Annotated in this window: 29 protein-coding genes and 1 pseudogene; 22 read left to right on the plus strand and 8 right to left on the minus strand. The window is 39.0% G+C overall.

All coding sequences use genetic code 11. The features are described 5' to 3' along the window. The 3 genes from KHA95_RS16145 to KHA95_RS16155 form a co-directional block, all read right to left on the minus strand. The coding region (locus KHA95_RS16145) for a transposase (protein ID WP_213136950.1) at positions 1–812 on the minus strand (812 nt) is incomplete at its 3' end. A gap of 283 nt (positions 813–1095) precedes the next feature. Then, positions 1096–1548, minus strand: a complete 453-nt coding sequence (locus KHA95_RS16150) for an endolytic transglycosylase MltG (RefSeq protein ID WP_213138594.1) — start codon at positions 1546–1548, stop codon at positions 1096–1098. A gap of 2 nt (positions 1549–1550) precedes the next feature. Next, a complete protein-coding gene (locus tag KHA95_RS16155) occupies positions 1551–1886 on the minus strand; it encodes a helix-turn-helix domain-containing protein (protein WP_213138595.1) in 336 nt (111 codons plus the stop codon). A 155-nt stretch (positions 1887–2041) separates the two neighbouring features. On the opposite strand from KHA95_RS16155, the gene rpmG reads away from it, so the two are divergent. The 7 genes from rpmG (at position 2042) to KHA95_RS16190 (ending at position 9237) form a co-directional block, all read left to right on the plus strand. Next, entirely contained in the window at positions 2042–2191 is a 150-nt protein-coding gene (rpmG, locus tag KHA95_RS16160) for a 50S ribosomal protein L33 (protein WP_213097383.1), read from the plus strand. Positions 2192–2259: 68 nt separating this feature from the next. Further along, complete coding sequence (locus KHA95_RS16165) at positions 2260–2817, plus strand: 5-formyltetrahydrofolate cyclo-ligase (RefSeq protein ID WP_213138596.1); 558 nt, start codon at positions 2260–2262, stop codon at positions 2815–2817. Between the two features lie 269 nt (positions 2818–3086). Further along, a complete protein-coding gene (locus KHA95_RS16170; protein WP_213138597.1) occupies positions 3087–4622 on the plus strand; it encodes a rhomboid family intramembrane serine protease in 1536 nt (511 codons plus the stop codon). Continuing rightward, positions 4606–4806 (plus strand): YqgQ family protein, encoded by a 201-nt coding sequence (locus KHA95_RS16175; protein ID WP_213138598.1) that lies wholly within the window; start codon positions 4606–4608, stop codon positions 4804–4806. Before KHA95_RS16170 ends, KHA95_RS16175 begins: the two co-directional genes overlap by 17 nt. A gap of 19 nt (positions 4807–4825) precedes the next feature. After that, the gene (locus KHA95_RS16180; RefSeq protein ID WP_213138599.1) at positions 4826–5803 is read left to right on the plus strand and encodes an ROK family glucokinase; all 978 of its coding nucleotides are present in this window, start codon (positions 4826–4828) and stop codon (positions 5801–5803) included. 299 nt (positions 5804–6102) lie between these two features. Next, positions 6103–8010, plus strand: coding sequence for an LTA synthase family protein (locus tag KHA95_RS16185; RefSeq protein ID WP_481748455.1), 1908 nt, complete (start codon positions 6103–6105; stop codon positions 8008–8010). Between the two features lie 66 nt (positions 8011–8076). Further along, a complete protein-coding gene (locus KHA95_RS16190) occupies positions 8077–9237 on the plus strand; it encodes a YqgU-like beta propeller domain-containing protein (protein ID WP_213138600.1) in 1161 nt (386 codons plus the stop codon). 29 nt (positions 9238–9266) lie between these two features. Here KHA95_RS16190 and KHA95_RS16195 read toward each other — a convergent pair whose 3' ends face one another. After that, on the minus strand, positions 9267–9443 hold the full coding sequence (locus KHA95_RS16195) for a DUF2759 family protein (protein ID WP_213138601.1): 177 nt from the start codon (positions 9441–9443) through the stop codon (positions 9267–9269). A gap of 512 nt (positions 9444–9955) precedes the next feature. Between KHA95_RS16195 and KHA95_RS16200 the strand changes: the two genes are divergently transcribed. Beyond that, positions 9956–10576, plus strand: a complete 621-nt coding sequence (locus KHA95_RS16200) for an MBL fold metallo-hydrolase (RefSeq protein ID WP_213138602.1) — start codon at positions 9956–9958, stop codon at positions 10574–10576. Between the two features lie 41 nt (positions 10577–10617). Here the strand turns inward: KHA95_RS16200 and KHA95_RS16205 are convergent, their stop codons facing one another. Next, positions 10618–10863, minus strand: a complete 246-nt coding sequence (locus KHA95_RS16205) for a DUF2626 domain-containing protein (RefSeq protein ID WP_213138603.1) — start codon at positions 10861–10863, stop codon at positions 10618–10620. A 250-nt stretch (positions 10864–11113) separates the two neighbouring features. On the opposite strand from KHA95_RS16205, the gene comGA reads away from it, so the two are divergent. Genes comGA through KHA95_RS16250 form a run of 9 tightly spaced genes read left to right on the plus strand, consistent with a single transcriptional unit; the run spans position 11114 to position 15606 of the window. Then, a complete protein-coding gene (comGA, locus tag KHA95_RS16210) occupies positions 11114–12187 on the plus strand; it encodes a competence type IV pilus ATPase ComGA (protein ID WP_213138604.1) in 1074 nt (357 codons plus the stop codon). Further along, positions 12114–13178, plus strand: a complete 1065-nt coding sequence (gene comGB, locus KHA95_RS16215) for a competence type IV pilus assembly protein ComGB (protein WP_213138605.1) — start codon at positions 12114–12116, stop codon at positions 13176–13178. Before comGA ends, comGB begins: the two co-directional genes overlap by 74 nt. 15 nt (positions 13179–13193) lie before the next feature. Next, complete coding sequence (comGC, locus tag KHA95_RS16220; protein ID WP_213138606.1) at positions 13194–13514, plus strand: competence type IV pilus major pilin ComGC; 321 nt, start codon at positions 13194–13196, stop codon at positions 13512–13514. Further along, a complete protein-coding gene (gene comGD, locus KHA95_RS16225; RefSeq protein ID WP_213138607.1) occupies positions 13492–13938 on the plus strand; it encodes a competence type IV pilus minor pilin ComGD in 447 nt (148 codons plus the stop codon). Before comGC ends, comGD begins: the two co-directional genes overlap by 23 nt. Next, positions 13925–14233, plus strand: a complete 309-nt coding sequence (locus KHA95_RS16230) for a hypothetical protein (protein ID WP_213138608.1) — start codon at positions 13925–13927, stop codon at positions 14231–14233. Before comGD ends, KHA95_RS16230 begins: the two co-directional genes overlap by 14 nt. Next, a complete protein-coding gene (comGF, locus tag KHA95_RS16235; protein WP_213138609.1) occupies positions 14205–14642 on the plus strand; it encodes a competence type IV pilus minor pilin ComGF in 438 nt (145 codons plus the stop codon). The genes KHA95_RS16230 and comGF overlap by 29 nt, the downstream gene beginning before the upstream one ends. Next, positions 14614–14874, plus strand: coding sequence for a hypothetical protein (locus KHA95_RS16240; protein ID WP_213138610.1), 261 nt, complete (start codon positions 14614–14616; stop codon positions 14872–14874). The genes comGF and KHA95_RS16240 overlap by 29 nt, the downstream gene beginning before the upstream one ends. 11 nt (positions 14875–14885) lie before the next feature. Beyond that, positions 14886–15407, plus strand: coding sequence for a shikimate kinase (locus KHA95_RS16245; RefSeq protein WP_213138611.1), 522 nt, complete (start codon positions 14886–14888; stop codon positions 15405–15407). Positions 15408–15429: 22 nt separating this feature from the next. Further along, positions 15430–15606 (plus strand): YqzE family protein, encoded by a 177-nt coding sequence (locus KHA95_RS16250; protein ID WP_213138612.1) that lies wholly within the window; start codon positions 15430–15432, stop codon positions 15604–15606. A gap of 44 nt (positions 15607–15650) precedes the next feature. Here KHA95_RS16250 and KHA95_RS16255 read toward each other — a convergent pair whose 3' ends face one another. Together KHA95_RS16255 and KHA95_RS16260 are read right to left on the minus strand one after the other, a co-directional pair. After that, positions 15651–16445, minus strand: a complete 795-nt coding sequence (locus tag KHA95_RS16255; protein WP_213138613.1) for a YqhG family protein — start codon at positions 16443–16445, stop codon at positions 15651–15653. Beyond that, a complete protein-coding gene (locus tag KHA95_RS16260) occupies positions 16414–18114 on the minus strand; it encodes a DEAD/DEAH box helicase (protein ID WP_213138614.1) in 1701 nt (566 codons plus the stop codon). The genes KHA95_RS16255 and KHA95_RS16260 overlap by 32 nt, the downstream gene beginning before the upstream one ends. Positions 18115–18254: 140 nt before the next feature. Here KHA95_RS16260 and gcvT point away from each other — a divergent pair, with 140 nt between their 5' ends. From gcvT to larE, 4 genes are all read left to right on the plus strand, one after another. Next, positions 18255–19352 carry a glycine cleavage system aminomethyltransferase GcvT gene (gcvT, locus tag KHA95_RS16265; protein WP_213138615.1) on the plus strand — a complete coding sequence of 366 codons (1098 nt, stop codon included), beginning with the start codon at positions 18255–18257 and terminating at the stop codon, positions 19350–19352. 17 nt (positions 19353–19369) lie between these two features. After that, positions 19370–20716, plus strand: a complete 1347-nt coding sequence (gene gcvPA / locus KHA95_RS16270) for an aminomethyl-transferring glycine dehydrogenase subunit GcvPA (protein WP_213138616.1) — start codon at positions 19370–19372, stop codon at positions 20714–20716. Beyond that, positions 20713–22170, plus strand: a complete 1458-nt coding sequence (gcvPB, locus tag KHA95_RS16275; protein WP_213138617.1) for an aminomethyl-transferring glycine dehydrogenase subunit GcvPB — start codon at positions 20713–20715, stop codon at positions 22168–22170. Before gcvPA ends, gcvPB begins: the two co-directional genes overlap by 4 nt. A 158-nt stretch (positions 22171–22328) precedes the next feature. After that, positions 22329–23153: an ATP-dependent sacrificial sulfur transferase LarE gene (gene larE / locus KHA95_RS16280; RefSeq protein WP_213138618.1), complete on the plus strand. Its 825-nt coding sequence runs from the start codon at positions 22329–22331 to the stop codon at positions 23151–23153. A 142-nt stretch (positions 23154–23295) separates the two neighbouring features. On the opposite strand, the gene KHA95_RS16285 is transcribed toward larE, so the two are convergent. After that, positions 23296–23661 carry a rhodanese-like domain-containing protein gene (locus KHA95_RS16285; protein ID WP_213138989.1) on the minus strand — a complete coding sequence of 122 codons (366 nt, stop codon included), beginning with the start codon at positions 23659–23661 and terminating at the stop codon, positions 23296–23298. Positions 23662–24098: 437 nt separating this feature from the next. Between KHA95_RS16285 and KHA95_RS16290 the strand changes: the two are divergent. Beyond that, a pseudogene (locus KHA95_RS16290) lies at positions 24099–25538 on the plus strand (vitamin B12-dependent ribonucleotide reductase); the annotation flags it as partial. Positions 25539–25693: the final 155 nt, after the last annotated feature.

Genomic DNA, 25693 nt, shown 5'->3' on the forward strand with positions numbered 1-25693 from the left:
ACGATTGGACGTCCTACCTGGTCGATGATTTTCTGGACTAGCGGTTCAAGCATATTACTATCGTGAACATTTCCTGGAGTGACGATGTTTGCGAGTACAAATCCCTTCTCGTCCGTAGCAGCGTGAAAAGAATAGGCAAATTGCTTTGTCCGTTCATCCTTAACGTAATAACCACTCTCAGGGTCCGTTGTCGATTCTTTAATCTCCTTGTACTCTTCTGTTTCAAACTTTTCCGGTGGGAATGGTTTCTTCCCGTTCTTTTCACGATCAAGGTTGAGCTCCTCCTGGAGCCTCTTCTCATAAGCTCGCGTCTCTTTACGAACAACCTTCTTCTCGAACTTTCTCTTATTCGCACTCGCTTTAACATGGGTCGAATCAATGAAGACATGATCTGGGCTGAGAAGCCCACGATTTGTCACTTCGTTTAGAACTTTATAGAAAATCTGCTCGAACAGATCAGTATCTGCAAATCGACGGACATAGTTTTTCCCAAACGTGGAGAAGTGAGGAACCTCGGTATGAAAGCCAAAGCCTAGAAACCAGCGATATGCCACGTTCGTTTCAATTTCCTTGATTGTCTGGCGCATGGAGCGGATGCCGAAGGTATACTGAATGAATGTCATCTTGATCAGCACTACAGGATCTATGCTGGGTCTACCGATGGTCGAGTAAAGATCTTCAACTAATGGATAGATGAAGGAGAAATCAATAGCCGCATCTAGTTTGCGAACTAGATGATTTTGAGGAACCAACTGCTCTATGGTCAGCATTTCCAACTGTTCGCGCTCATTGATTTGATTCTTCGTCATCATATCCATCACCTCCTATTTTTAATAAGAAATACCGTTGATTGGAGCGTAGGGCGGCGACTCCTGCGGGAACAGCGCGAGCTGAAGACCCTGGACTGAGCACAGCGAGGGAAGCGGCTGAAGCCGTGCCCGCGGAACGCGTCCGCCCGAAGCGGAAATCAACTTTCCTAGGTTACCACTATTTTAAAAGAAAAAAGACCGTAGGCAAACACCTAAATTTCTGTGTTTGTCTACAGTCTGAACACACTTCATACGAAGTGTGTTTTTGCTTATGCATACCTTATTTCTATTCTTTCGTAATCATTTTGGCAATTTGTTCGTTTGTCATCGTGTTGTCTAATTGAAATGTGCCAATTTGAATATAACGTTGGAGCTCTTTTTCTCCAAGAAATGCATTAAACTGTTCAGAGCTATCGATCACTCCGGCATCCTCTAATTGTTTGCTAATTTCTTTCGATGACATCCCTTCAACAATATCCAATTTAAAGGTGATGATTTTTGGCTCGACATCATCTTGCTTTACTGGCTCTTTTTCAGCTAAAAGGGACTCGTATTTTTCTCTCCATTCTTTTTCTTGCTCAACGATACGCTCATAATCAGCAAGCTTTACTTCAATATAATCGGGATCAGGCTGTTTCGCTATCTTTTCTTCTTTGGCAAAAAAAGAATGGTAGATAATTAAAATGAGAGCGGCAAGAAATAAACCGGCTGCTAATCCTCTCGTTGTCTGTTTATCCATCATTACGACCTCCTGCTTAATATATCGCGAACCGTTTCAAGCGATAGGGAGGATTGTTTAGCAATTTGGTGGATATCGAGCCCTTGATTAAATAAAGCTAACACTTGATTCATTAATATTTCATTTGGTTCTTTTTTAAACTCCAAAGGCTCGTCCTCTAAAAGTAATTCTTCCTCAAGAATGCTCATTCTTTTCTTGAGGGAATAATGCTCTTGTAGCATTTGGATCGATAATTGTTCCATTTCTTTTTCCAATTCGCGCGTACGATTTTTTTGGAAAAAGGAAATGAACAATAATAATGCTGATGCGCTTAATAAAATAATAATAATTGTATTCATATTCCACCTCTACCTTTTCAATATTCTTATTATATCAATCGCTCATCTAAGTACAACATTCAGATGAAAAATTACTAGCATTTCTTAAACAATAGTGATATTATTAAAAGGTCGTATGAATAGTGAAGAATGCATTGAAGTTTGGAGGGAAAGACATGCGCGTAAATATTACACTAGCTTGCACGGAATGCAGTGAGCGTAACTATATTTCAACAAAAAACAAACGTAATAATACTGACCGTCTTGAGCTTAAAAAATACTGCCCAAGAGAAAAACGGGTTACTTTGCATCGTGAAACGAAGTAATTAATAAAAGGCCAAAACATTGTACGCACCAGTGTTTTGGTCTTTTTTCATTAAGAGGAGTTTCTGCTATGGATAAAAAAATGATAAGAAAACAAATGAGTGATTACTTAAATGAAATGGACGAAATGACATATAAGAAAAAGTCAGGGCAGATTGCCGATCGGTTAATAGATACAACAGAGTGGATAAAGGCGGAAACAATCGCAATCACCATTTCTCAGTTTCCAGAAGTTGAAACGAGACGGCTTATTAAGGAAGGGTGGGCCCAAGGGAAAATTATTTCCGTGCCTAAATGTATTCCAGCTTCAAAGGAGATGGTATTTAAAAAAATTACATCGTTTGATCAATTGGAATCAGCTTATTATGGCTTACTTGAACCGATTGAAGAAACGGAAGCGATTGAAAAAGAGCAGCTTCAATTAATCATTGTTCCAGGGTTAATTTACAATCGAAGCGGATATCGCATCGGCTTTGGCGGCGGCTACTATGATCGATATTTAAAGCGGTTTCAAGGGAAGATGATCTCACTTGCTTTTGCTGAACAAATTATCGATGATATTCCAACTGAAGCTCATGATATTCCGGTACATAAAATTATTACAAATAAAGAAGTCATTTCATGCTAAAAAGATCAGTGATGATCTTTTTTTGTTCATGATGATTTTTTAGTATTCATCTACTGAACAATGTAACGGAATAACTATATGGAATTAAGATTTTTTAATAGAAACCTCTTTAGTGGATTTATGTTTTAGGCATCCGCTTGGAACATAAATCCTAACGGGTGCTTGCGTATTACAAAGAGCTAGCGTTCTAATTGCAACCGTTGAGGGTTTTCGTTATAGTAAAAATAATATACAAAACGGTTCGAACGTATGAAAGTGGGGCTTGCGTCTTGGCAGGACAAGAAGATTTTTTGTTTTGGCAATTGATCAACGAGTTTATCTCAGAAAAAAATTATCGGTTAGTTAGAGTAAATGAATCACAGACGGAAATCTGGTTAGAAAATAGAAAAAATAAACAAGCAAGAATGATCCGTTTAGTTAGATATGACCTTGATTGGAATGCGAAAATACGACGAGATTTACAAATGGTATATATGCAAGCAGAAAGACTAAGAAAGCATTTTTATGCTAGGCATTTAACGGTGTTAAATCTTTATGTATCAGAGCATCCCCCAGTAGACGATGATCAATTGACTAGAGCGAACATCGGAAATAAAAAGGTAAGGATCCCGACTGTCATCATCACAAGGAAATATGCTAATGAAGCGCTCGACGAAGTTGGAAAAATAATCGGGGCGCCGCTTGACCTTCGTATAAAGGAAGAGTATGAAGAGAGTGAAATTATTTCACTTAAAGAAAATATTATTAGGCAAACTTCAGATCAGGTCCAAGAAGAACGACAATTATTTGATTTTGCTAAGCCTTTTTTTGCATATTTCTTTATGGCTGTTCAAATCATCATGTTTTTATTGATGGAGGCAAAAGGTGGCAGTACGAATACAGAGACTTTGATTACATTTGGGGCGAAATATAATCCGCTTATTTTGGCTGGAGAATGGTGGCGTTTTATTACGCCTGTCTTTTTACATATTGGTATTTTACATTTACTTATGAATACGTTAGCTCTTTATTATTTAGGAACTGCAGTGGAAAGAATGTTTGGACGCATACGATTTCTTTGGATATATTTATTTTCCGGATTTGCTGGTACACTTGCAAGCTTCGTATTCACCGATCATTTATCAGCAGGTGCGAGCGGGGCTATTTTCGGTTGCTTCGGTGCATTGCTTTATTTAGGGGTTGTGAACTCACAACTGTTTTTCAGAACCGTAGGAATGAATGTGATCGCACTTATCGGAATCAACTTAATATTTGGCTTTTCCGTTCCAGGCATTGATAATGCTGGGCATATCGGAGGATTAATCGGAGGATTTTTCGCTACTGGAATCGTTCATTTTCCGAAAAAACGTCGTATTTCGTTTCAAGCGGTTTTCGCTTTATTAACGGCAGCAGCCATTTGGCTTATGTTTACTATCGGGTTTGCGAACGATCGCCCCGCCGTTTTTAATCAAATGGCCCAAGAGTATGTCGAAAAAGGCGAATGGCAAAAGGCCTATGATTTATTGTCACAATATGTAAACGATGGGAAAGGAAATGAATTATCGTATTTTCAATTATCACTTCTTGAAATCTATCAAGAAGATTATTTGAAAGCGAGAGACTTATTGGAAGAGGCGGTTGAAATTGAACCAAAATTTCATGAAGCACATTTCAATTTAGCGATCCTTTACTTGGAAACGGGTGAGATTGAGCAAGCGAAAATTCACGCGGAAATTGCGAATGACCTCTTTCAAAATGATAAGTATGAACAATTCATTCATGAATTAGAAAAACATAGTGGTGAGAAAAATGAAATCAGCATTTGATGTTCAACAACTTTTAAAAAACTTTGGGATTTTTATTTATATTGGGGACCGATTGGCAGATTTAGAATTAATGGAAGCAGAAGTTAGAGAACTTTATGGATCAAAATTAATCACTTCGGAACAATTTCAGCAAGCATTACTTATTTTACGAAGCGAGATTACTAAAGAAAAAAATAAAAAATAGGAAATGTGGGGAAAATGAAATGAATGAAAAAAAACTTGTTGGCATTGATATTGGTGGGACATCTATAAAACTTGCATTTTTAACAGAGAGCGGGAATATTAATCATAAATGGGAAATCGCTACGAATAAACAAGAGGGTGGCAAACATGTGATTTCTGAAATTGCCGCATCGATTTTTGAAAAATTAGAGGAATTACATATGGAACGTGATCAGCTTATCGCCGCTGGTGTCGGTGCGCCGGGTCCAGTCGATACGGAAAAAGGCTTGCTTTTTGAGGCTGTTAACATTGGTTGGCCTGACGATTACCCATTGAGTGATTTAATGGAAACCGCTCTAAATATTCCAGTAGCAATTGACAATGATGCGAATTGTGCAGCATTAGGTGAAATGTGGCAAGGGGCTGGAAAAGGCGCAAAAAATATGATTTGCATTACACTCGGTACAGGAGTTGGTGGAGGCGTTATTAACGATGGAGATATCGTTCATGGCAGTAAGGGCGCTGCTGGAGAAGTCGGCCATATTACATCTGTTCCTCATGGCGGTGCGCGCTGCAATTGTGGAAAAACTGGTTGTTTAGAAACCGTCGCATCGGCCACAGGCATTGTTAGAATGGCTAAAGAAAAGATGACGGATTTTGAAGGAGATTCCAAGTTAAAGCAGCAATTTGCGGAGCAAGGAACGATTTCTGCAAAAGATATTTTTGAAACGGCCTCATTAGGGGACTCATTGGCGCAGGAGACGGTTCACGATCTTGCTAATTATTTAGGGCTTGCATTAGCGAATGTATCAGTCGTTCTTAACCCTGAGAAAATCGTTATTGGCGGAGGAGTTTCCAAGGCTGGAGATGGTTTAATGACGCCACTCACAACATACTTTAAAAAATATGCCTTTAAACCTGTTGCAGAAAATACGGAAATGGTCCTAGCGGAGTTGGGGAATGACGCTGGAATTGTTGGCGCAGCATGGATTGCGGCGAATAAAATAAACTATCGTTAAAAGGGCTAGGGCGACAAGAACCTCGCCCTTTCTCTATTAATTATATGAGAAAATACCTAATGAGTTGTAGGAAAATAGGCTGTTTTTGCATTTTTTTGGACAGACATGAAACTTTTTTGCCGCTCAGTCGTCTATATATATGTGCACGATCGATTCGGCGATTGAATGGTATAGAAGGAGAAGGCTGGATTTGATTTTTTGGCAGAAACATATTATGATATTCGTTGGTTCATATTATTAATTTCAATTAAATGGAAATACATTCATGGCGCAACAACATTAGGTAGGAGGTTAACGCTTTGAGTAAGCTTAGAAAAAGCAGTATCTTTTTTCCAATCATAGCAGCACTTATGCTTTGGATCAAAACATATATTGTCTATAAAACAAGTTTTAATATTAAAATTGAAAATTTCATGCAAGAGCTTATTTTATTTATTAATCCATTAAGTTTCTTGCTATTTGCATTTGGTATAGCCTTATTTTTTCAAACGGAAAAAGCGAGAAATCGCTATGTTGTCATTACTAGTTTTATCCTAGGATTCATATTATATGCGAATGTGGCTTTTTATCGTTTTTTTACAGACTTCTTAACATTACCAGTATTGTTCCAAACGAGTAATTTTGCCGATTTGGGCGATAGTGCAGCAACGGAAATCCATCTAATGGATATCATTTATTTTATTGATGTTGTTCTATTGCTTGTGCTCATGAAATTTAAGCCGAAAACAATAAAAAGTACTCCAATTAAAAAAGCAAATCGCCGCGCCTATTTTCTTGTCGCAGCAGCCATGCTCTTTTTAAATTTAGGCTTAGCAGAAACAGAACGTCCTCAGTTATTAACACGGACATTTGATAGAGAAATGCTCGTTAAAAATCTTGGCACGTACAATTATCATCTTTATGATATTTTCTTGCAGTCAAAATCGTCTGCACAAAGAGCAATGGCGGATGGCAGTGAATTAGTTGATATCGATAATTATATTAATGCAAGCTATGCTAAACCAGACGAGGAAATGTTCGGGATTGCCAAAGACAAAAACTTGATCGTCATTTCATTAGAATCATTGCAAAACTTCGTTATTAATAATGATGTATACGGCCAAGAAGTAACGCCGTTTTTAAATAGTCTAATAAATGATAGTTATTATTTTGACCAGTTTTACCATCAAACAGGTCAAGGGAAAACATCAGACTCTGAGTTTTTATTAGAAAACTCCTTATATCCATTAAACCGTGGGGCAGTTTTCTTTACGCACTCAGGCAACGAGTTTGATGCGATGGCTGAAAAGCTAAGTGAGACAGGTTATTTCACATCGACAATGCATGCGAATAATAAAAGCTTTTGGAATCGAGACATTATGTATGAAGCTTTAGGCTATAACTATTTTTATTCGGCAACAGACTATACGATCACTCCTGAAAATTCAGTTGGTTGGGGCATGAAAGATATTCCATTTTTCGAGCAATCCGTTGAACTAATGAAAGATATGCCAAAACCTTTCTATACGAAAATGATTACACTAACGAATCACCATCCATTTAAAGTGGAAGGTGAAGATAAGATGATTGATGAATATGACTCAAAAAGCGGTACGCTCAATCGCTATTTCACAACCGTCCGTTATATGGATGAAGCACTCAAAGTGTTCTTTGAGCAGTTAAAAGAAGCAGGCATCTATGATAATTCTATCATCGTCATGTACGGCGACCATTATGGTATCTCAGAAAATCATAACGCCGCAATGGAGCAATATTTAGGTCAAGAGGTAACACCATTTGTAAGTGCGCAGCTGCAACGTGTACCATTTTTCGTCCATATTCCTGGTGTAACCGATCATGGTAGAGGGAAGACGATTTCAAAAGTGAGTGGTCAAATTGATTTGAAACCGACGTTATTGCATTTGCTCGGTGTAGATACGAAGAATGATATTCAATTTGGTGCAGACCTATTTTCTCCTGATCACCATGACTTTGTTGTTTTCCGCGATGGTCGATTTGTAACAAAGGATTATGTATATGCTGATAATGTTTGTTACTCAAAAGAGACAGAAGAGCCAGTTGATGATTCTTTCTGTGAACCATTTAAAGAAAAGGCAAGAACAGAATTGAATTATTCAGATAAAATCATTTACGGAGATCTGCTTCGTTTTTACGAAAATCCAAATTATTTACAGTCTGAACAAGAGCTAGAAAAACAACTCCCATAGAAACATTCTGTGGGAGTTTTTCAAACAATTTTTTGAAATAATTGGAATGAAAAAGGGGGGGAGTTTGTGCGACTAAAATTTTGTTATCTACTATTTTTATTGGTTTTTGGGCTTTTTTTTCTAACGAGTTGTGCAAAAACGCAAATTGAACAAATTCCCTCCCAGACGATTCCGCAGCTTCCTCACGATTTGAATGAAGAGCAGGTGGACGAGGCTAGTGAGGTTAAGCGAGTCAATCCGCTCACAATCAGGGAAGGGCATTTTCAATCAATCTATGGTTGGCTTGATCAAGAAACGATTTTATGGTCATATGAACAGGCTGGAACGTATTATCTTTCAACTCATCAACTATTCTCGAATGAATCGACAATCATTTTTACAACCTCCGCTCCGATTGTTGATGTCATCGTTCATCCAGATCGAGAAAAGATTCTTATTCACACATCACCACATACATATGGGGCAGAAATTTTTATAATAGATGTTAAAGGAGATATGGACTATTCCACCGAGATTGAATCACATGAGCTTGCATTTGAATGGTCCGATACAGACGATTCTAAACTGCTTATTACCGCCTTCAATGCTGATTGGTCATATAAAGTATACTCAGTGAATACAACGACAAAGCAGTTAACTGAACGAAACCATTTACAGCCATTTATGAAATGGTATGGGGATCAAACTGTTATTGAACAAAGATGGGAGGAGAATGGACTTTCTTTCTTTGCTCCTCTATGGAAAACACCGCTGGCTGATCAGCAATCATCTGCTTTATTACTGGAGAATGTATATCACTTTGATGTGTTTTCAGATTATCTGATGGCCATTACGGTTCCTGATAACGACCAAACTAAAATTGAATATCATTTCTACAATCAATCCATGGAAGAGCTAGGAACACGGGCTGTGCCTAATTTAACTCAATTTTCCGATTGGCTGATTCCACATTATGATTATCGAGTGAGTGATCATCAGTTTTTTACGTTTATTCCTCAAAAACATGGAAGTGTCGATATGTACAATGATGGATTTGCATTGATTCAATTAGATCTAGATGATTTATCAGAAACTGTCGTGTCCGATCAATTGGAAAACAAGCCGATTCGCTGTGCTCCTGAAGGAGAACTTTGCTTATACGGCTACCAATTAGAAGAGCTGCTTCATTTAGAGTCAGGGAAAATAGAGTCGATTGTAAACAACGAAAAAAGCGAAGCTTCCAATTAAGGAAGCTTCGCTTTATGTATTCGTTTGAATTATAGTTCGGGTAAAGACTCCGAAATTTTTAATAAGGAAGCGATCGCGAAAAAGCCGAATACACCAACCGCTCCTAATCCGAAAATAATACCGAGTGGATTTTTGTTTTTAAGTGCACTAATTGTACCGAATACAGCAAGCAAAGCAACTAAAAGAAAAATGATCACTGTGCCCATTTTTAAAAAGCCCCTTTCTGCAATATTGTCCATCATATAAGTAAAATGAATACGTCCTTACATATTTTATAGCTTTTTCTCGATTTTGTCGAGTTGCAAAAGTGACACTTCTATGAATGGCTATGTATAGTATACACAAATGAAGGGTTCTCATCAAAGAATCAACGTTTAAGTTTACCAATTATCATTAGAGATGGAGGTCTTTTTCATCATACAAGTATTTTAAGTATAGAAATCGTTTGATTGATTAAAATGTGTCAAAATGGTGGTGTGCTGTGAGTGTTGATTTCCGTTCTGATTGGACGCTTTCCGAGGAACGCGTCTATCTGGAGCGAAAATCAACAGTATGAATGATCCCTGGATTAAGAGGGCTTTTTCAGTACCCTCCGTTTTTCATTGTTTTTTTAATACTTATTCATCGTACGAAGGTCAATCTTGATTTTCGGGTAAACTTAGAATCCCGCTAGATCTTATGTTAAACTTAAGAAAAAGCTAAAGTGAGGAAAAAGATAATGAATTGGAAGCAGATCCCATTAGGGGATTATCAGACAAATTGTTACATACTTTATAATCAAGAAAAAGAGTGTATTATTTTCGATCCAGGTCATGAGGGACATGCACTCAATGATTACATAAAGAGAGAAGAATTTAAGCCGCTTGCGGTTGTATTAACACATGCTCATTTCGATCATATCGGTGCTGTTGATGCGGTTCGGGATGAATGGAATATACCCGTTTATATTCATAAAGTGGAGGCTGAATGGTTAACGAATCCTAGTTTTAATGGTTCTGCCCGCTTTCCAACACAGATTACAGCAAGGCCGGCAGATCATCAATTAACAGGGGACGCGACACTCGAAATTGGTCCTTTCACACTTAAGTATATGCATACGCCTGGCCATTCACCGGGCAGTCTTTCCTATTATGTAGAGGAGGAAAATGCCGTTTTTTCTGGTGATGCTCTTTTTTCTAGCGGGATTGGAAGAACGGATTTACTTGATGGGAATTACGATCAATTAATTGAAAGCATTCATAATAAACTGCTAACATTACCAGATAATACGGTTGTACTATCAGGGCATGGTCCGGCAACAACGATCGGAAGAGAGAAAGACGTTAATCCATTTCTATAAAAATGAAAAAAGACTGGTTTCATTAACCAGTCTTTTTGTCATTAGGACAATCCGCCACCCGGAGGCATTATAAATAATGTATAGTATGTAAATCCAGCGAAGAATACGGTTAAATATGCGCCAAATACATACAAATACATGCGTTCCGTTAATTTTAAATAGCTAAGTAGTACAAAGAAGCCCGTTTGTCCGAGAAAAAGCAAAGCGGTTTTGTCCATGCCGCCTAAATAAAACATAATCGCAAAAATGGCAGTCCAGAAGCCTAATACCCTATACATACGTTCCATATGTATCCCTCCCTTGCAGCTAAAGTCCATCAATTCCTTATTATAAAGGAATGATGATAAAAAAGTAAATATAAGTGCTGTTTTGTTTGTGACGAATACGTGATAAACAAACATGCTTATCTACTTTATATTATACCCCATTTTATAGAAAATGAAAAAAAGAAATAAACTTTTCTTTTTTTGAAGGAAAACAGGGGAGAATGTCGAATAAGGTGTACTAAGCAAAAAGAAAGGGTGTGTTTCATGAAAAATGTCGATTGAAAAAATAGCAGACCAGATTTTATCGCATGCTCTTTATTTAGAAGCAACAGATATTCATCTTACTCCACGAAAGCATGATTACCTCGTTCAATTTCGACTTCAAGGTTCGCTTGCAACAATTAAGATGGTCCCCCCAAAATCAGGCGAAAGATTGATTTCCCATTTAAAGTTTATGGCATCGATTGATATTAGTGAGAAAAGGAAGCCACAAAGCGGTTCCTTACAGATGGCTATCAGTGGCAGACCGACAGCATTACGTATATCCACTCTTCCTACTGCGCTTTTTCGCGAAAGCCTCGTTATTCGTATTTTACCTCAAGACCAGAGCATTTCTCTGCAAAAGCTAGCTCTTTTTCCGTCAGCAATGACAACACTTACTTCATTAATGGATCATCCATTCGGATTGTTATTATTCACAGGTCCAACCGGCAGCGGCAAATCTTCAACGATGTACGCCCTCGCAGAATACTGTGCTCAGCAATTACAGCGTAAAATTGTAACGATTGAGGACCCAGTAGAAAAACAAAATGATTTATTTTTACAAGTTCAACTAAATGAAAAGGCTGGAATTACGTATCAGACAGGTTTGAAAGCCATTTTGCGCCATGATCCGGATGTGATTCTCATTGGAGAAATCCGTGATGCGGAAACGGCAGAAATTGCAATACGAGCAGCGATGACTGGTCATCTCGTCTTATCGAGTTTGCATACGCGTGATGCCAAAGGTGCGATTTATCGGTTATTGGAATTTGGGATCAATCACGAGGAAATTGAACAAACGCTTCTTGCTGTTAGTGCTCAACGACTTGTAACGTTATTATGTCCATTTTGCGGACAGGATTGTTCAAAGTACTGCATTCGAAAGGAATACTCCAAAAGGGTTGGTGTGTATGAGATTTTATACGGACATGCATTACAAAATATCTTGCGCGGAAATGATTCTGGAAAATATGAAACGATTCACTCTTTAATGAGGAAGGGGATGGCACTTGGATTTATTTCGTATAAAGAATATCGTCGCTGGAACGTTGAAGGGGAGATTACCACTTCATATTCAAGGTGAAATCCTCCTTAAGACAGGTAATATGCTTAACAATGGATTTACATTGCAGCAGGCACTCGATTTTCAAGGAAGAATGTACCGTAAACATCAAATGTTTTTTTCCTCGATGATTGATCAGCTACAAACGGGACAGCCGTTTCATCATGTAATGCTTGGGCACGATTTTGATCGCAAAGCTTGCACTCAAGTATATTTTGCTGATAAACATGGTTTTTTAGCAGAATCATTGGAAGAAGCTGGTCAATATTTAATACGGAGAGACACTGAACGTAAAAAACTCGTTCAATTGCTCTACTATCCACTACTTTTATTTTTTGTTTTATTGATCGTTGGGCTTCTTATGCAGCTATTCTTGCTTCCACGCTTCCAACTCTTTTATCAAACAATGGGCTATGAGCCGAATACTGGCCTAAAGCTCCTTCTCCATTTGACAACCTATCTTCCTATCTATTCATTCATTTTTATCATATTAAGTGTTGGTTTTGCTGTAACAGCAGTTATCATCATCCGCAAATATAGCGCATTGGAAATCGCTTCACTTTATTCCCGGCTGCCGTTTATAAAATCGTTTTACAAGCTATATCAGACGATTTTTCTTTCGAGGGAGTGGAGCTTTCTCTTAAAAAGTGGTTTTTCGATGAATGAAATTATGCACATTATGGAGGAGCAAAACTTACGCCCTTTGATGCGGGAGACAGCAGAATATGTGAAGCGATTACTGCTTGTCGGTTACTCTACTTCAGAAGCATTAGCCCACTTGCATTTTCTCGAAGATGAAATGGCTCTTATTGTTGCCCATGGCGAACAAAACAGTCGGCTTGATCGTGAATTACTTTATTATAGTCAAATCTGCTTACAACGATTTGAGGAAATGACGATGAAACTTTTTCAAGTGATCCAACCTACGATTTTCGCGGTCATTGGCTTCGTTGTGATCATTATGTATATGTCTATTTTTCTACCGATGTTTCGGATGATTGAATCAATGTAAAAGGAGAGAAGAAGCATGTTGAAATGGCTAAAAAAAGAAAAGGGCTTCACTTTAGTGGAAATGATGATCGTTATGCTCGTCATTACGATTATTTTGCTCGTTGCTTTACCAAATGTGACGACACATAGTTCAGCGATTAATAAAAAAGGCTGTGCGGCGCTTATTCAAATGGTTCAAGGGCAAGCTCAAGCGTATGAATTGGAAAACGGAGTAACACCAACGATGGAACAGCTTATTACGGAAGGATATGTTAAACAAAATGAGGAGGATGGTAAACTCCGTTGTCCAAACGGAAGCGAATTGGAGATTGTCGATGGAAAGGTTCAAGAGAAATAATCGGCAAGATGGCTTTACATTGATTGAGATGCTCGTAGTAATATCGGTTTTAACCATTTTACTTAGCTTTAGTCTGTTTTCATTCAAGCATTTCCATGACTGGATGCAACGGGAACTGTTTATCACTCAATTGCAATCTGATCTTTATTACGCTCAAGCGTTTGCCATCAATCGGAAAGAATCGGTACATGTTAAATTTTTAAAAGAAGAAAATCAATACGAAGCGGTTGCACAAAGTGGTGAGCTTTTACTTAAACGAAAAATCCGTACACCTATATATATTAGTGAACTGTCTGTTTTAAGCTATACAATTACATCGGAGGGGACAGTGTCACATTTCGGGACGGTTACTTTTAAACATCAGGACCATTCGATTCAGCTAACTTTTTATATCGGGAGGGGGAGATTCAATGTTAGAAGATGAAAAAGGAATCGCTTTTCTTGAAGGAATCCTTGCTTTTACGATGATCGTATTATTAGCGTTTACACTTATCCCCGTACTATATTCCATGTTAGCTAATATAAGTGAAGGAAAAAAGGAAATGACAGGGCTAAGGCTATTATATGAACATGTTGAGCAGCAGTTAGTGCTTGGCAGTGAAGGGAATGTTACTCGATCGGTAAGGATGGTGGATTATGAGCTTTCGTTAAAAAGAAACGGGGATGGAATGTGGAAGGCATGTATGGGTTATGAAGGAAAGCAAAAATGTATGGAATAGTCAATTGGGCTTTACGCTGTTGGAGATGACCTTGTCGATACTTATATTAACGATGATTATGTTGATTATACCACTCGTTTTTTCCGCCTTTACTGCATTAGATCGTTCATTGGATGTTGCTGATGATTATGAATGGAATCTCTTTCTTATTCAATTTCGTCAAGAAGTGGAAATGGGTGATCAGCTAACAATTGGCAAAGAGCGGATGTTCATTGATATTCGTCATACATTTGTTGAATACGAAGTATATCAGGATGTTATTCGTAGAAAAAATCACGGACTTGGCCATGAAGTCGTGTTACAGCAGTTGAAAAATGCTCATTTTTCAAAACAAGATGATTTTCTGATCCTTTCCGTTGAATTTTTAAATGGAACGAAGGATGAGACGAGAATTCCAATTAAAAAGTGAGGAGGTGCTCATCATTCGAAATGAGCAAGGGATGATTTATCCGCTCACATTAGTCATAACTCTTATTACCCTATTCATCTTAATCGAAGCAACGCATATTTATGTATCCGAATACGGGTATGTAACGGAAATGAAGCACTACTATGAGAGTGAGCTTCGACAGCTTCTCTTAAATATCGATGCGACAAATGACAAAATCGATTATAATACGATTAGAAACATAAATTTATAGAGGTGGACAACATGGCTAGACCAATTTATTTAATTGGCTTTATGGGAGCGGGGAAAACAGAAGTAGGAAAAAGAATGGCAGAAATTTGTGGTTATGACGTATTTGATATGGATGAGCAAATTGTTCGAGAAGAGGGGAAAGAAATTACTGATATTTTCCGTGAAGACGGGGAAGCGTATTTTCGCCATAAGGAATCCGAAGTTTTAAGAAAAATCGCAAAACAGGATTGCATCATTACAACGGGTGGCGGTGTCATTTTAAATGAAGAGAATCGCCGATTTTTAAAAGGGGAGCAGACTGTGTTTTTAGCTTGTGATCCAGCCATTACCGCTGTAAGGCTTGAACATGACACGACACGCCCATTGATTCAAAAAAAATCCCAAGCTGATATTGCGGAAATGTATGAAGCACGGCTCCCTTTATATAAGGAATGTGCAGAAATGATCATCGATACGACAAGCGCATCAATCGATGAAGTGGCAAATCAAATTATTGAACGAATGAACATCGCTACATCTGGCTATACTTCCTAATAACAGGAAGGAGTTGCAGAATATGTCCGGCAACGATTACTTAAAATATATGACAGAAACATTTGTCCGTCATTTTGAACAGCCTAAAAGTGAAAGGAAGCAGATAAGGCTGGAACGAAAGGAAGCAAGACCGCCAACCCTCTTTCACTGGTTTGGACTTATTCCGGCATCAATTACGATGTTATTTCGCAAAAGCTGACCCATCTTAGATAGACGATGGGTCAGCTTTTTATATAAGGAGCTCTAAGCACCAGCAGCAAGATATATCAACCCTCCGTTAATGACTTCAATCTTGACTTTTGGTTCATATTGTTCCTGTAACGCTTGTTTTTCGATTTCATATGTTTCTGGCATTTCATCATACTCTTCATAAAAATGATGTAATAATGCGGCATCTTCGTCCCATCTTTGGCGCGCTTCCTCAGCCCATGTATGCGGCTTGCTTGCAATCGAATCCGTCATGTATTTTTCAATACGTGCTAATCCGCTCACCGGTTTTATAATGGGGGAAACTGTAAAACAATAGTCAGGAATGCTTGATGTCAGGTGTGCTTGCTCAATAACGGCTTGAATATCTTCCTTCATCATTCCGTTGATTAAGTTTAAGCCGAGCGAAATGATCTGATCTTTTTTGCGATCGCATTGGTAAGAAACTTTCATATTTAGAGTGAGCCAAGGATGGAGAGGAACATGCCGTTGGCTATCGGCTGTTCTCGGATCCTCGTAGAGGCGGACATATGCCCCGAATTTTTTTGCTGTGCGAAATAGTTGATGAAGTCGGGGAGCACCAAAATGAATCACTTCCCCTTTTAAATCATCCGGGGCTTTTTCCTGATCAGTAATAAAGGTGACCGCAAACGGATTCGGAATGCCACCTGTTTTTTCTAAATATGTCCAATAAAAAGGTCGATTCATTAACTCTTTATCCATCGCAACTGTTAATTGAATGGTTAGAAATCCAGGGCCTTGCTCGATGATTTCACATTCACTCGCTTGAAAAAACTGTTCAAGATATTGATGAATTTCTTTCTGAAGCATTTGTTAACTCTTCCTTTCGCAGCGAATCGGCAAAATGGATTAATGATGAAAGGTTTTCCATTTTTACCTTCATTTCGCCTTCGGTTTGTGAATGTTGAAAGATATCTTTGAAATGATCTTCCAAATGATTGCAATCAAGATTCGCTAAAATTTCATCCAGTTCCCCGACCACTCGTTCGAAGAGCTTAATCTTCTCATATAAAAGCTTTAATATATGTTCCTCAATCGTATTTTTTACGGCAAAATTATAAATATGGACGTCATTTTCTTGTCCTAACCGATGGACACGTCCAATTCTTTGCTCTAGACGCATCGGGTTCCAAGGAAGATCGAAATTAATAACATGACTGCAAAACTGCAAGTTAATCCCTTCGCCGCCTGCTTCTGTGGCGATTAATACTTGCACATGATTTTGAAACAAGTCGCGCATCCAATCTTTCTTCCCTCGTTTAAACCCTCCTCGAAAAGGAACGGACTTAATCCCGTGTTGTTGCAAAAACCATTGCAAATACAATTGAGTTGCCCGATATTCTGTAAAAATGATCACTTTATCATTAATCGTTTGAATTAATTCAAGCGCTTTTTCCGCTTTTGAGTTTTGCGTGACTGCTTCGATTTTTTTCTGGAGATATTGAAGCGTCTTGACGTACCGTTCTGATGGCTGCTCATGCTTGTTCAGCATGTTTTTTAATGTGAAGAAAACCGCTTCTCTGCTGCTGCAAGCCTCTCGTTTTAATGTAAGCAAAGAAAAACCGTGTGCGGCAAACTCAGGCTCGGCATTTCTTAAAATTTCTAGTGAATCATATAAATCACGCTCTTCATCTGTGAACTCGATCGGAATTGCTTCGACACGCCGTTCTGTCCATTCAATTCCTGTCGTTGCTCGGCGATTGCGAATCATTACTTTATTGACGAGGTTTTTTAAATGTTCATCCTCTTGAACCGATAGCTTTTTATTTTTGTATTTTTCCAAAAATCCGCTTTGACTCCCTAAATGCCCAGGTTTTAAAAGCGAGACTAAATAAAAGATCTCTTCAATTCGATTTTGGATCGGTGTTGCCGTTAATAGCAGGCAAAATTTCTTTTTTAATGATTGAGCAAATTCATAGTTCTTTGTTTTATGATTTTTAAGTTTGTGTGCCTCATCAATGATAATCAAATCATATTGCTGCTGAGCGATGATTTCTCGATGAGGGCTTCTTTTTGCCGTATCGATCGAAGAAACAACACAGTCATACTGTTCCCATACATAGCTTTTCCGCTGAGCGACAGCTGGAATATGAAACTTTGTATTTAGTTCAGCAACCCATTGTGATACGAGTGACGCGGGTACAAGAATCAATGTTTTTTTGACAAGCCCACGAATCATATACTCTTTTAAGATTAATCCCGCTTCAATCGTTTTACCAAGTCCGACTTCATCAGCCAATATGGCTTTTCCATTCATCTGTTCAACCACTTGCTGGGCGGTCTCCAATTGATGGGGCAATGGTGTCAGATTTGGTAGAAACTTTGTTGCTAGCAAACCTTCAAATTCTGGAATGCATAAATGCTGTTCACCTTGAAGTGTCAAACGCGCCATATCTTGCCGGGACCATGGCCCATCTTTTTCAACTCTATGTAAAAATTCATTTTTCCAATCATGATCAAATTCAATCGTAACGACCATCGTAATCCTCCTAACAAATGGAAGGGATATATTGTGCAAACAGGCAATCAATGTTACGCTATTTTCATAAAGTGATTGCGCTTTCTTCGTTATTATGCCCTGTTTATAAAAAAATATGTTCAAGCGTAGGAGGAAGGGAAATGATCAATGTAAACCGAACTCCACTATATTCAAACTTTCAAAAGCTTGGTGCAAAAATGGGCTCATTTGCCGGTTGGGAGCTTCCTATTCAATTTACAAGCATTAAACAAGAACATGAGGCGGTAAGAACGAAGGCCGGGCTATTCGATGTGTCGCATATGGGGGAAATTGCTGTTACGGGTAAGGATAGTGCTTCGTTTTTACAAAAGATGATGACGAATGATCTTTCTCGTTTAAAGGCGGGCAGTATTCAATATACGCTTATGTGCAATGAAAAGGGTGGAGTACTTGACGATCTGCTCATTTATAAACGAACAGAAACCGATTATCTTCTCGTCGTCAATGCAGCGAATACAAAGAAAGATATTGAGTGGCTAAGGAAGCATCAAAGGGGGGCTGTTGAAATAGACGATCGCTCCTGGGAATATGCATTGCTCGCCATCCAAGGTCCAAGTGCTGAAAAAATTATGCAAAAGCTAACCTCATTCAATTTAAAGCAGATTGAACATTTCACCTTTTCGGAAAATGTTTTCGTAAATGATTGTATAACCCTTGTTTCGCGAACGGGATACACGGGAGAGAATGGCTTCGAGCTATATTGTCATCCACATGACGCAAAAAAACTATGGACTGATTTGCTTTTAGCCGGCAAGGAGAACGGACTTCTTCCATGTGGTCTCGGGGCACGGGATACTTTGCGCTTTGAAGCGGGCTTGTCTTTATACGGTCAAGAGCTTGCTCCACATATTACTCCGCTAGAAGCAGGCTTATCATTTGCTGTTAAATTGAATATACAGGATGATTTTATCGGGAAAGCAGCTTTAATGGAGCAGAAGGAAATTGGAGTTAGCAAAACAATTGTCGGAATTGAAATGATCGAGCGTGGCATCCCAAGGCATGGCTATAAAGTGTTTAACCAGAATGAGGAAATCGGAATAGTTACTTCGGGGACACAATCACCGACGTTAAAACGAAATCTTGGGCTTGCTTTGATTGATTCGATCCATAAAAAGATTGGGAATGAATTGTACGTAGACATCCGAGGGAAACGGTTAAAAGCCAAAGTTGTGCAAACACCATTTTATACTCGCTCTTAAAGATTGGAGGGATGCGTATGTTTCGCCACCGCTATTTACCAATGACTGAGCAAAATAAAAAAGACATGCTAGCGACGATTGGAGTTCAGTCAATTGATGAGTTATTTGCCGATATTCCAGAAAAGGTGCGTTTTAAAGGGGATTACAACATAAAAAAAGCAAAGGCCGAAACAGATCTAATTAAAGAGCTAACAAATATGGCAACGAAAAATGCGAATCTTAAACAATATCCTTCTTTCCTCGGTGCAGGGGTATACGATCATTACATTCCAACGATTGTTGACGCGGTTATTTCCCGCTCGGAATTTTACACGGCCTATACTCCGTACCAGCCGGAAATATCACAGGGGGAGCTACAAGCAATTTTTGAGTTCCAAACGATGATTTGTGAACTAACGGGTATGGATGTCGCCAATTCCTCGATGTATGACGGTGGCACAGCACTTGCTGAAGCGGCGATGCTTAGTTGTTCACATACACGGCGCAAAAAAATTCTCGTTGCACAAACCGTACATCCGCAGGCGAGAGAAGTATTGAAAACATACGCAAAAGGCCAATCACTCGAGGTGATTGAAATTCCACATGAAAATGGCATCATCCATATCGAATCGCTAAAGGAACAATTAGCAGACAATGTTGCTGCTGTAATTACTCAATACCCAAATTTTTTTGGTCTGATTGAGCCGTTGAAGGAAATCGAGCCGCTCATTCATCAACAAGGTGCATTGTTTATCGTTTCCAGCAATCCGCTTTCACTCGGAATTTTAACGCCTCCTGGTGAATTAAATGCCGATATTGTCGTTGGTGATGCTCAAGTATTCGGCATTCCCACGTCATTAGGTGGCCCGCATTGCGGCTATTTTGCCACGACGACAAAACTAATGAGAAAAATTCCAGGCAGATTGGTTGGCCAAACGACGGATGAGGAAGGAAGGCGCGGCTTCGTATTGACGTTACAAGCGCGGGAACAACATATTCGCCGTGATAAAGCGACATCGAATATTTGCTCTAATCAGGCCTTAAATGCGTTAGCTGCATCTGTTGCGATCGCGGCACTTGGAAAAAAAGGAGTAAGAGAGATGGCTGTCCAAAATGTCCAAAAAGCGCATTATGCAAAAAAACGTTTTAAGGAAAAAGGGTTTTTGCTTCCTTTTGATGGCTTCCATTTCAATGAATTTGTTGTCAAATTAACGGAATCGATTTCTGCTGTTAACGACAGGCTATTATCCCAAGGCATTATTGGAGGATACGATTTAGGCCGTGATGATCCAAAGCAAGAAGGGCATATGTTAATTGCCGTTACGGAGCTGCGAACGAAGGAAGAAATTGATCGTTTAGTGAGCGGGATGGAGGGATCGGCATGAGAAGACAGGAAGTGCCATTCATTTTTGAGCAATCAACACTTGGAAGAATCGGGTACAGTTTGCCAGAATTGGATGTTCCTAATGTGGAAATGAGTGAATGTTTGCCAAGTGGCTACATTCGCCAAGATGAGCCTGATCTTCCTGAAGTTTCCGAGCTTGATTTGGTTCGTCATTATACTGAATTATCGACTCGTAATTACGGGGTGGATTCCGGATTTTATCCATTAGGTTCCTGTACGATGAAATATAATCCGAAAATAAATGAACTAGTAGCTAGAATGCCAGGATTTGCCCATATCCACCCATTACAGCCAGCTTCTACAATCCAAGGAGCATTAGAATTAATGTATGACTTGCAAGAGCATTTGCAAGAAATCACTGGAATGGATGCCGTTACGCTTCAACCAGCAGCCGGGGCACATGGGGAATGGACAGGACTGATGATGATTCGAGCCTTCCATGAAGCGAATGGTGATTTTGCTCGTTCGAAGGTGATTATACCTGACTCGGCGCACGGAACCAATCCTGCATCGGCGACCGTAGCTGGATTTGAAACAGTGACCGTTCGATCGGGAAAAGATGGGCTTGTTGATTTAGAACATTTGCAGCAGCTTGTTGATGATAAAACAGCCGCATTTATGTTAACAAATCCAAACACACTCGGTCTGTTTGAGGAGCAAATCGTTGAAATGGCTGCTATTGTTCATAATGTTGGTGGTAAGCTTTATTATGACGGAGCAAACTTAAACGCGGTCATGTCGAAAGCACGTCCTGGAGATATGGGCTTTGATGTCGTCCATTTAAATTTGCATAAAACATTTACTGGTCCACATGGTGGGGGTGGCCCTGGTTCGGGTCCTGTCGGGGTAAAAAAGGAGTTTATTCCGTTTTTGCCTAAGCCAATCATTACAAAAAAGGGAGATCAATACGTAATGGAGGATGATCGTCCAGCTTCGATTGGGCGGGTGAAACCATTTTACGGGAACTTTGGAATCAATGTTCGTGCATATACGTATATTCGGACGATGGGACCAGATGGGCTAAAGGCAGTGACGGAATATGCTGTATTAAATGCGAATTATATGATGAGAAAGCTAGCTCCTTATTTCTATCTACCATATGATCGCCATTGTAAGCATGAGTTCGTTCTCAGCGGCAAACGCCAGAAAAAACTTGGGGTTCGAACGCTCGATATCGCCAAACGATTGCTTGATTTTGGCTATCACCCGCCGACGATTTATTTCCCGTTAATCGTCGATGAATGTATGATGATTGAACCAACGGAGACGGAATCAAAGGAAACGTTGGATGCGTTTATCGATGCGATGATTCAGATTGCCAAGGAAGTAGAGAAAGATCCTGAAATCGTCCAAGAAGCTCCGCATATGACAATCGTAAAACGTTTAGATGAAACAAAAGCAGCGCGTAAACCGATTCTTCGTTATAAGCTGTAAAGATGCGGTTTGTGAGCGTTTTTATTGACAAAAAATCCTAGTAGAAGTAATGTGAGTGTGTAAACTATTTTAATAATTTCATTTATGATGCCTTAGATAGGTCATCAAATTCAGTGTATATCAACATCCTTTTAAAGGGGAAAGTGAGGCAAGCAAACATGAACGAAGCAATTAATGAAAAAAATCGTCGATTGGGCGAAATTTTATCTGACATGGGACGGGTAATGATCGCCTTTTCTGGCGGTGTAGATAGTGCAGTTGTTTTAAAGCGCGCGCAGCAAGAGTTAGGTGATCAAGTAGCAGCGGTCGTCGTTAAATCGGAACTTTTTCGAGAAGAAGAGTTTCATGCGGCTGTGAAATTAGCGGAGGAAATCGGTGTCCGTGTATATGAAACAGAAGTGAAAGAGCTCGAGCATCCGGGGATTGTAGCGAACAATCCAGAAAGCTGGTATTATAGCAAAAAGCTTCTTTATACTCGTTTAAATGAATTGGCAAAGGAAAAGGACTTTCCGTATGTTCTTGATGGAATGATTATGGATGATATGGACGATTTCCGACCAGGATTAAAAGCGAGAGATGAAGAGGGGATTCGCAGCGTATTACAGGAAGCTGATCTGTATAAGGATGAAGTCCGTGAACTGGCGCAAGAATTAGAGCTTCCAGTTTGGAATAAACCGGCATCATGCAGTTTAGCATCAAGAATTCCATATGGAATCAAACTGAATCAACAAAAAATCAATCAAGTGAACGAAGCGGAACTTTTCCTAGCTGAACTTGGCTTTGCTCATGTTCGTGTCCGTCATCATGATAATGTTGCACGAATTGAAGTAACAGCAGAGCAAATTGTTGAATTAGTGAAGCATAAAGATGAAATTCATGAGAAACTCGTTTCATTAGGCTTTGCTTACGTCTCACTAGACCTATGCGGCTATCGCACAGGAAGTATGAACGAGGTCCTTTCGAAAAAAGCAATCAGTGCATAAGTATATAAAACAACCCGCAGAAGAAATTTCTGCGGGTTGTTGTATATACATTATTTTATTCATCGACCCCATTAGAATGAAATACACACTTCGAAAATTTCAAAGTGTGTTTCTTTTGGACTTTAAAATGAATCTGGTCCATCTATTTCTTTGTTTTAATTTTTCCAGACCATTTTTTAAAGCCGCCTTCTAAATGGTAAAGCTGTTTATAGCCCTTTTTATAGAGCGTTTGTCCCGCTCTTCCGCTACGCAAGCCGCTTTGACAATAAAGATAAACGGGTTTATCAGGACGAATTTCCTTCATTCTCGCTTTTAGTTGTGAGATCGGAATGTTACGTGCTCCGAGTATATGTCCCGCTTCATACTCATTTGCCTCCCGTACATCGATCAGCTGAGCTTTTCGATAGCCCGCTCGGAATTCATCCTCTGTAAGTGTTTTTAAAATTTTCTTTTGATGGAAGTAATTATATAAAGAAAAAGCAATAATGACTCCCAATAAAATGAGCATCGTATAAACGGCCGTCAATTTTTTTCTTCCCCCTTCTACTAAATGACACTATTCCTATTATATTCATCTTATCGCCATGAATCAAAACTATTTTGCTTGTTTCTCGTTTTTTTCGACATATTCATGGCAAAAAAAATTTTTGTTAAATAAAAAATGAAGAGACCTTTATGCCACCTAATGTTAAAGCGATATTTAAATATGCAACTGTAAAACATGTCGAAATAACGGGATTAAAGCGGTTTTTTCTTATAAAATGACTGGATTCCTTTCAATCCCTCCAATTTTTAAACTTGACAAATTTATTTATCCTTGGCTGTTTAACTATATGTAGTGTTGTGTTTCTTTGGATTAATACAATATCTTGTGTTTAATGATTGATTTTTAGGTTGTGTATATGGTAAGTTTAGTTAAGTTAATATTGTAGAGGAGTTGATGTTGTGTCTACAGTTTATCTGAAAGAAATGAATCTAGATGTAGAAAAACTGAATAAAGACATTCAATTGTTTAAACAGGTCCATCCAATTACACCTGACATGAAGATTACGCATAAAGGGGTATCACGCCTTGTCATGATTGACCGTTATGCTTATAAGGATACGGAGAAAATCACATTATCTGATGGGGATTTTGTCGTATTAACCATTAAAGAAGATCCGAAGTTTCCAGCTCGCGGACTTGGTTTCGTTCAATCGATCGATTGGGAAGAAAATACGGCAACGGTCATTGTAGAGGAAGAATTCCGCAATGCGCTTGATAGTCAAGAGGAAAGAGAAACGGGAATCATTGTCCGTCCAATTGATATAATTGAAAAACCGTTGGAAATCTATTATGAGCAAATTGCCAAGCGAAATGCGACCGGCTTAGCTGCGGTTGAAAAAACGGAAGAAAAAAGACAGGAATGGTTTGAGAAGTTTTATAAAGAGCTGGCTAGCCTTAATTTTATTCCAGCGGGGCGCGTGCTATATGGAGCGGGTTCAGAGACGGAAGTTACGTTCTTTAACTGTTACGTTATGCCTTTTGTTGCTGATTCACGCGAAGGAATTTCCGAGCATCGTAAACAAGTAATGGAAATCATGAGCCGCGGTGGTGGCGTAGGGACGAATGGTTCGACATTAAGACCGCGCAACACACTTGCACGTGGAGTAAACGGTAAATCATCTGGTTCGGTATCATGGTTAGATGATATCGCGAAGCTGACGCATCTTGTCGAACAGGGTGGTTCAAGACGCGGAGCTCAGATGATTATGCTATCGGACTGGCATCCAGACATTGTTGAATTCATTATTTCGAAAATGCAAAATCCAAGAATTTTAAAGTTTTTAATCGAAACAACTTCAGATCCAGTGATTAAAAAGCATGCGAAGGATAAGTTGAAATTTACGCCGTTAACGGACACGGAAGAAGCGATGTACCAAGGGATTCTTAATTATCGCAACATGCCAGGCCTTGGTGGATTTGATGAAAGAATTTTCCGTGAGGCTGAGGAAAAATTGACTGAAGGCGGTACATACTCAGTTCATAATCCGGAGTTTCTAACTGGTGCAAATATTTCTGTCTGCCTCACGAAAGAATTTATGGCAGCCATTGAAAATGATGAAGAATATGAACTTCGTTTCCCTGATGTAGAAAATTACAGTCCAGAAGAAATGAAAGCCTATAATGAAGAATGGCATAATATCGGTGATGTACGCGAATGGAATGAGATGGGTTATAAGGTTCGTACGTACCGAAAAATCAAGGCAAAAGAACTTTGGAATTTGATTAACATTTGTGCGACTTATTCGGCAGAGCCGGGGATTTTCTTCATTGATAATGCTAATGATATGACAAATGCAAAAGCTTACGGTCAAAAAGTAGTTGCAACGAATCCGTGTGGTGGAGTTCGCCTCACGTTAAACATTGCGGGATAAAGCGGGAAGGCTGAGATGCTAATCCGAACCGAAGACTAAAAGTAAAGCTTTAGTCAGGGGCAACGCATAGGACTAATTAACAATAAATTAGATTTGCCTTTTAAGGCAAAGTAAAAGGTGAT

The sequence above is a fragment of the Bacillus sp. FJAT-50079 genome (assembly GCF_018343515.1).
GTDB lineage: Bacteria > Bacillota > Bacilli > Bacillales > Bacillaceae_C > Lederbergia.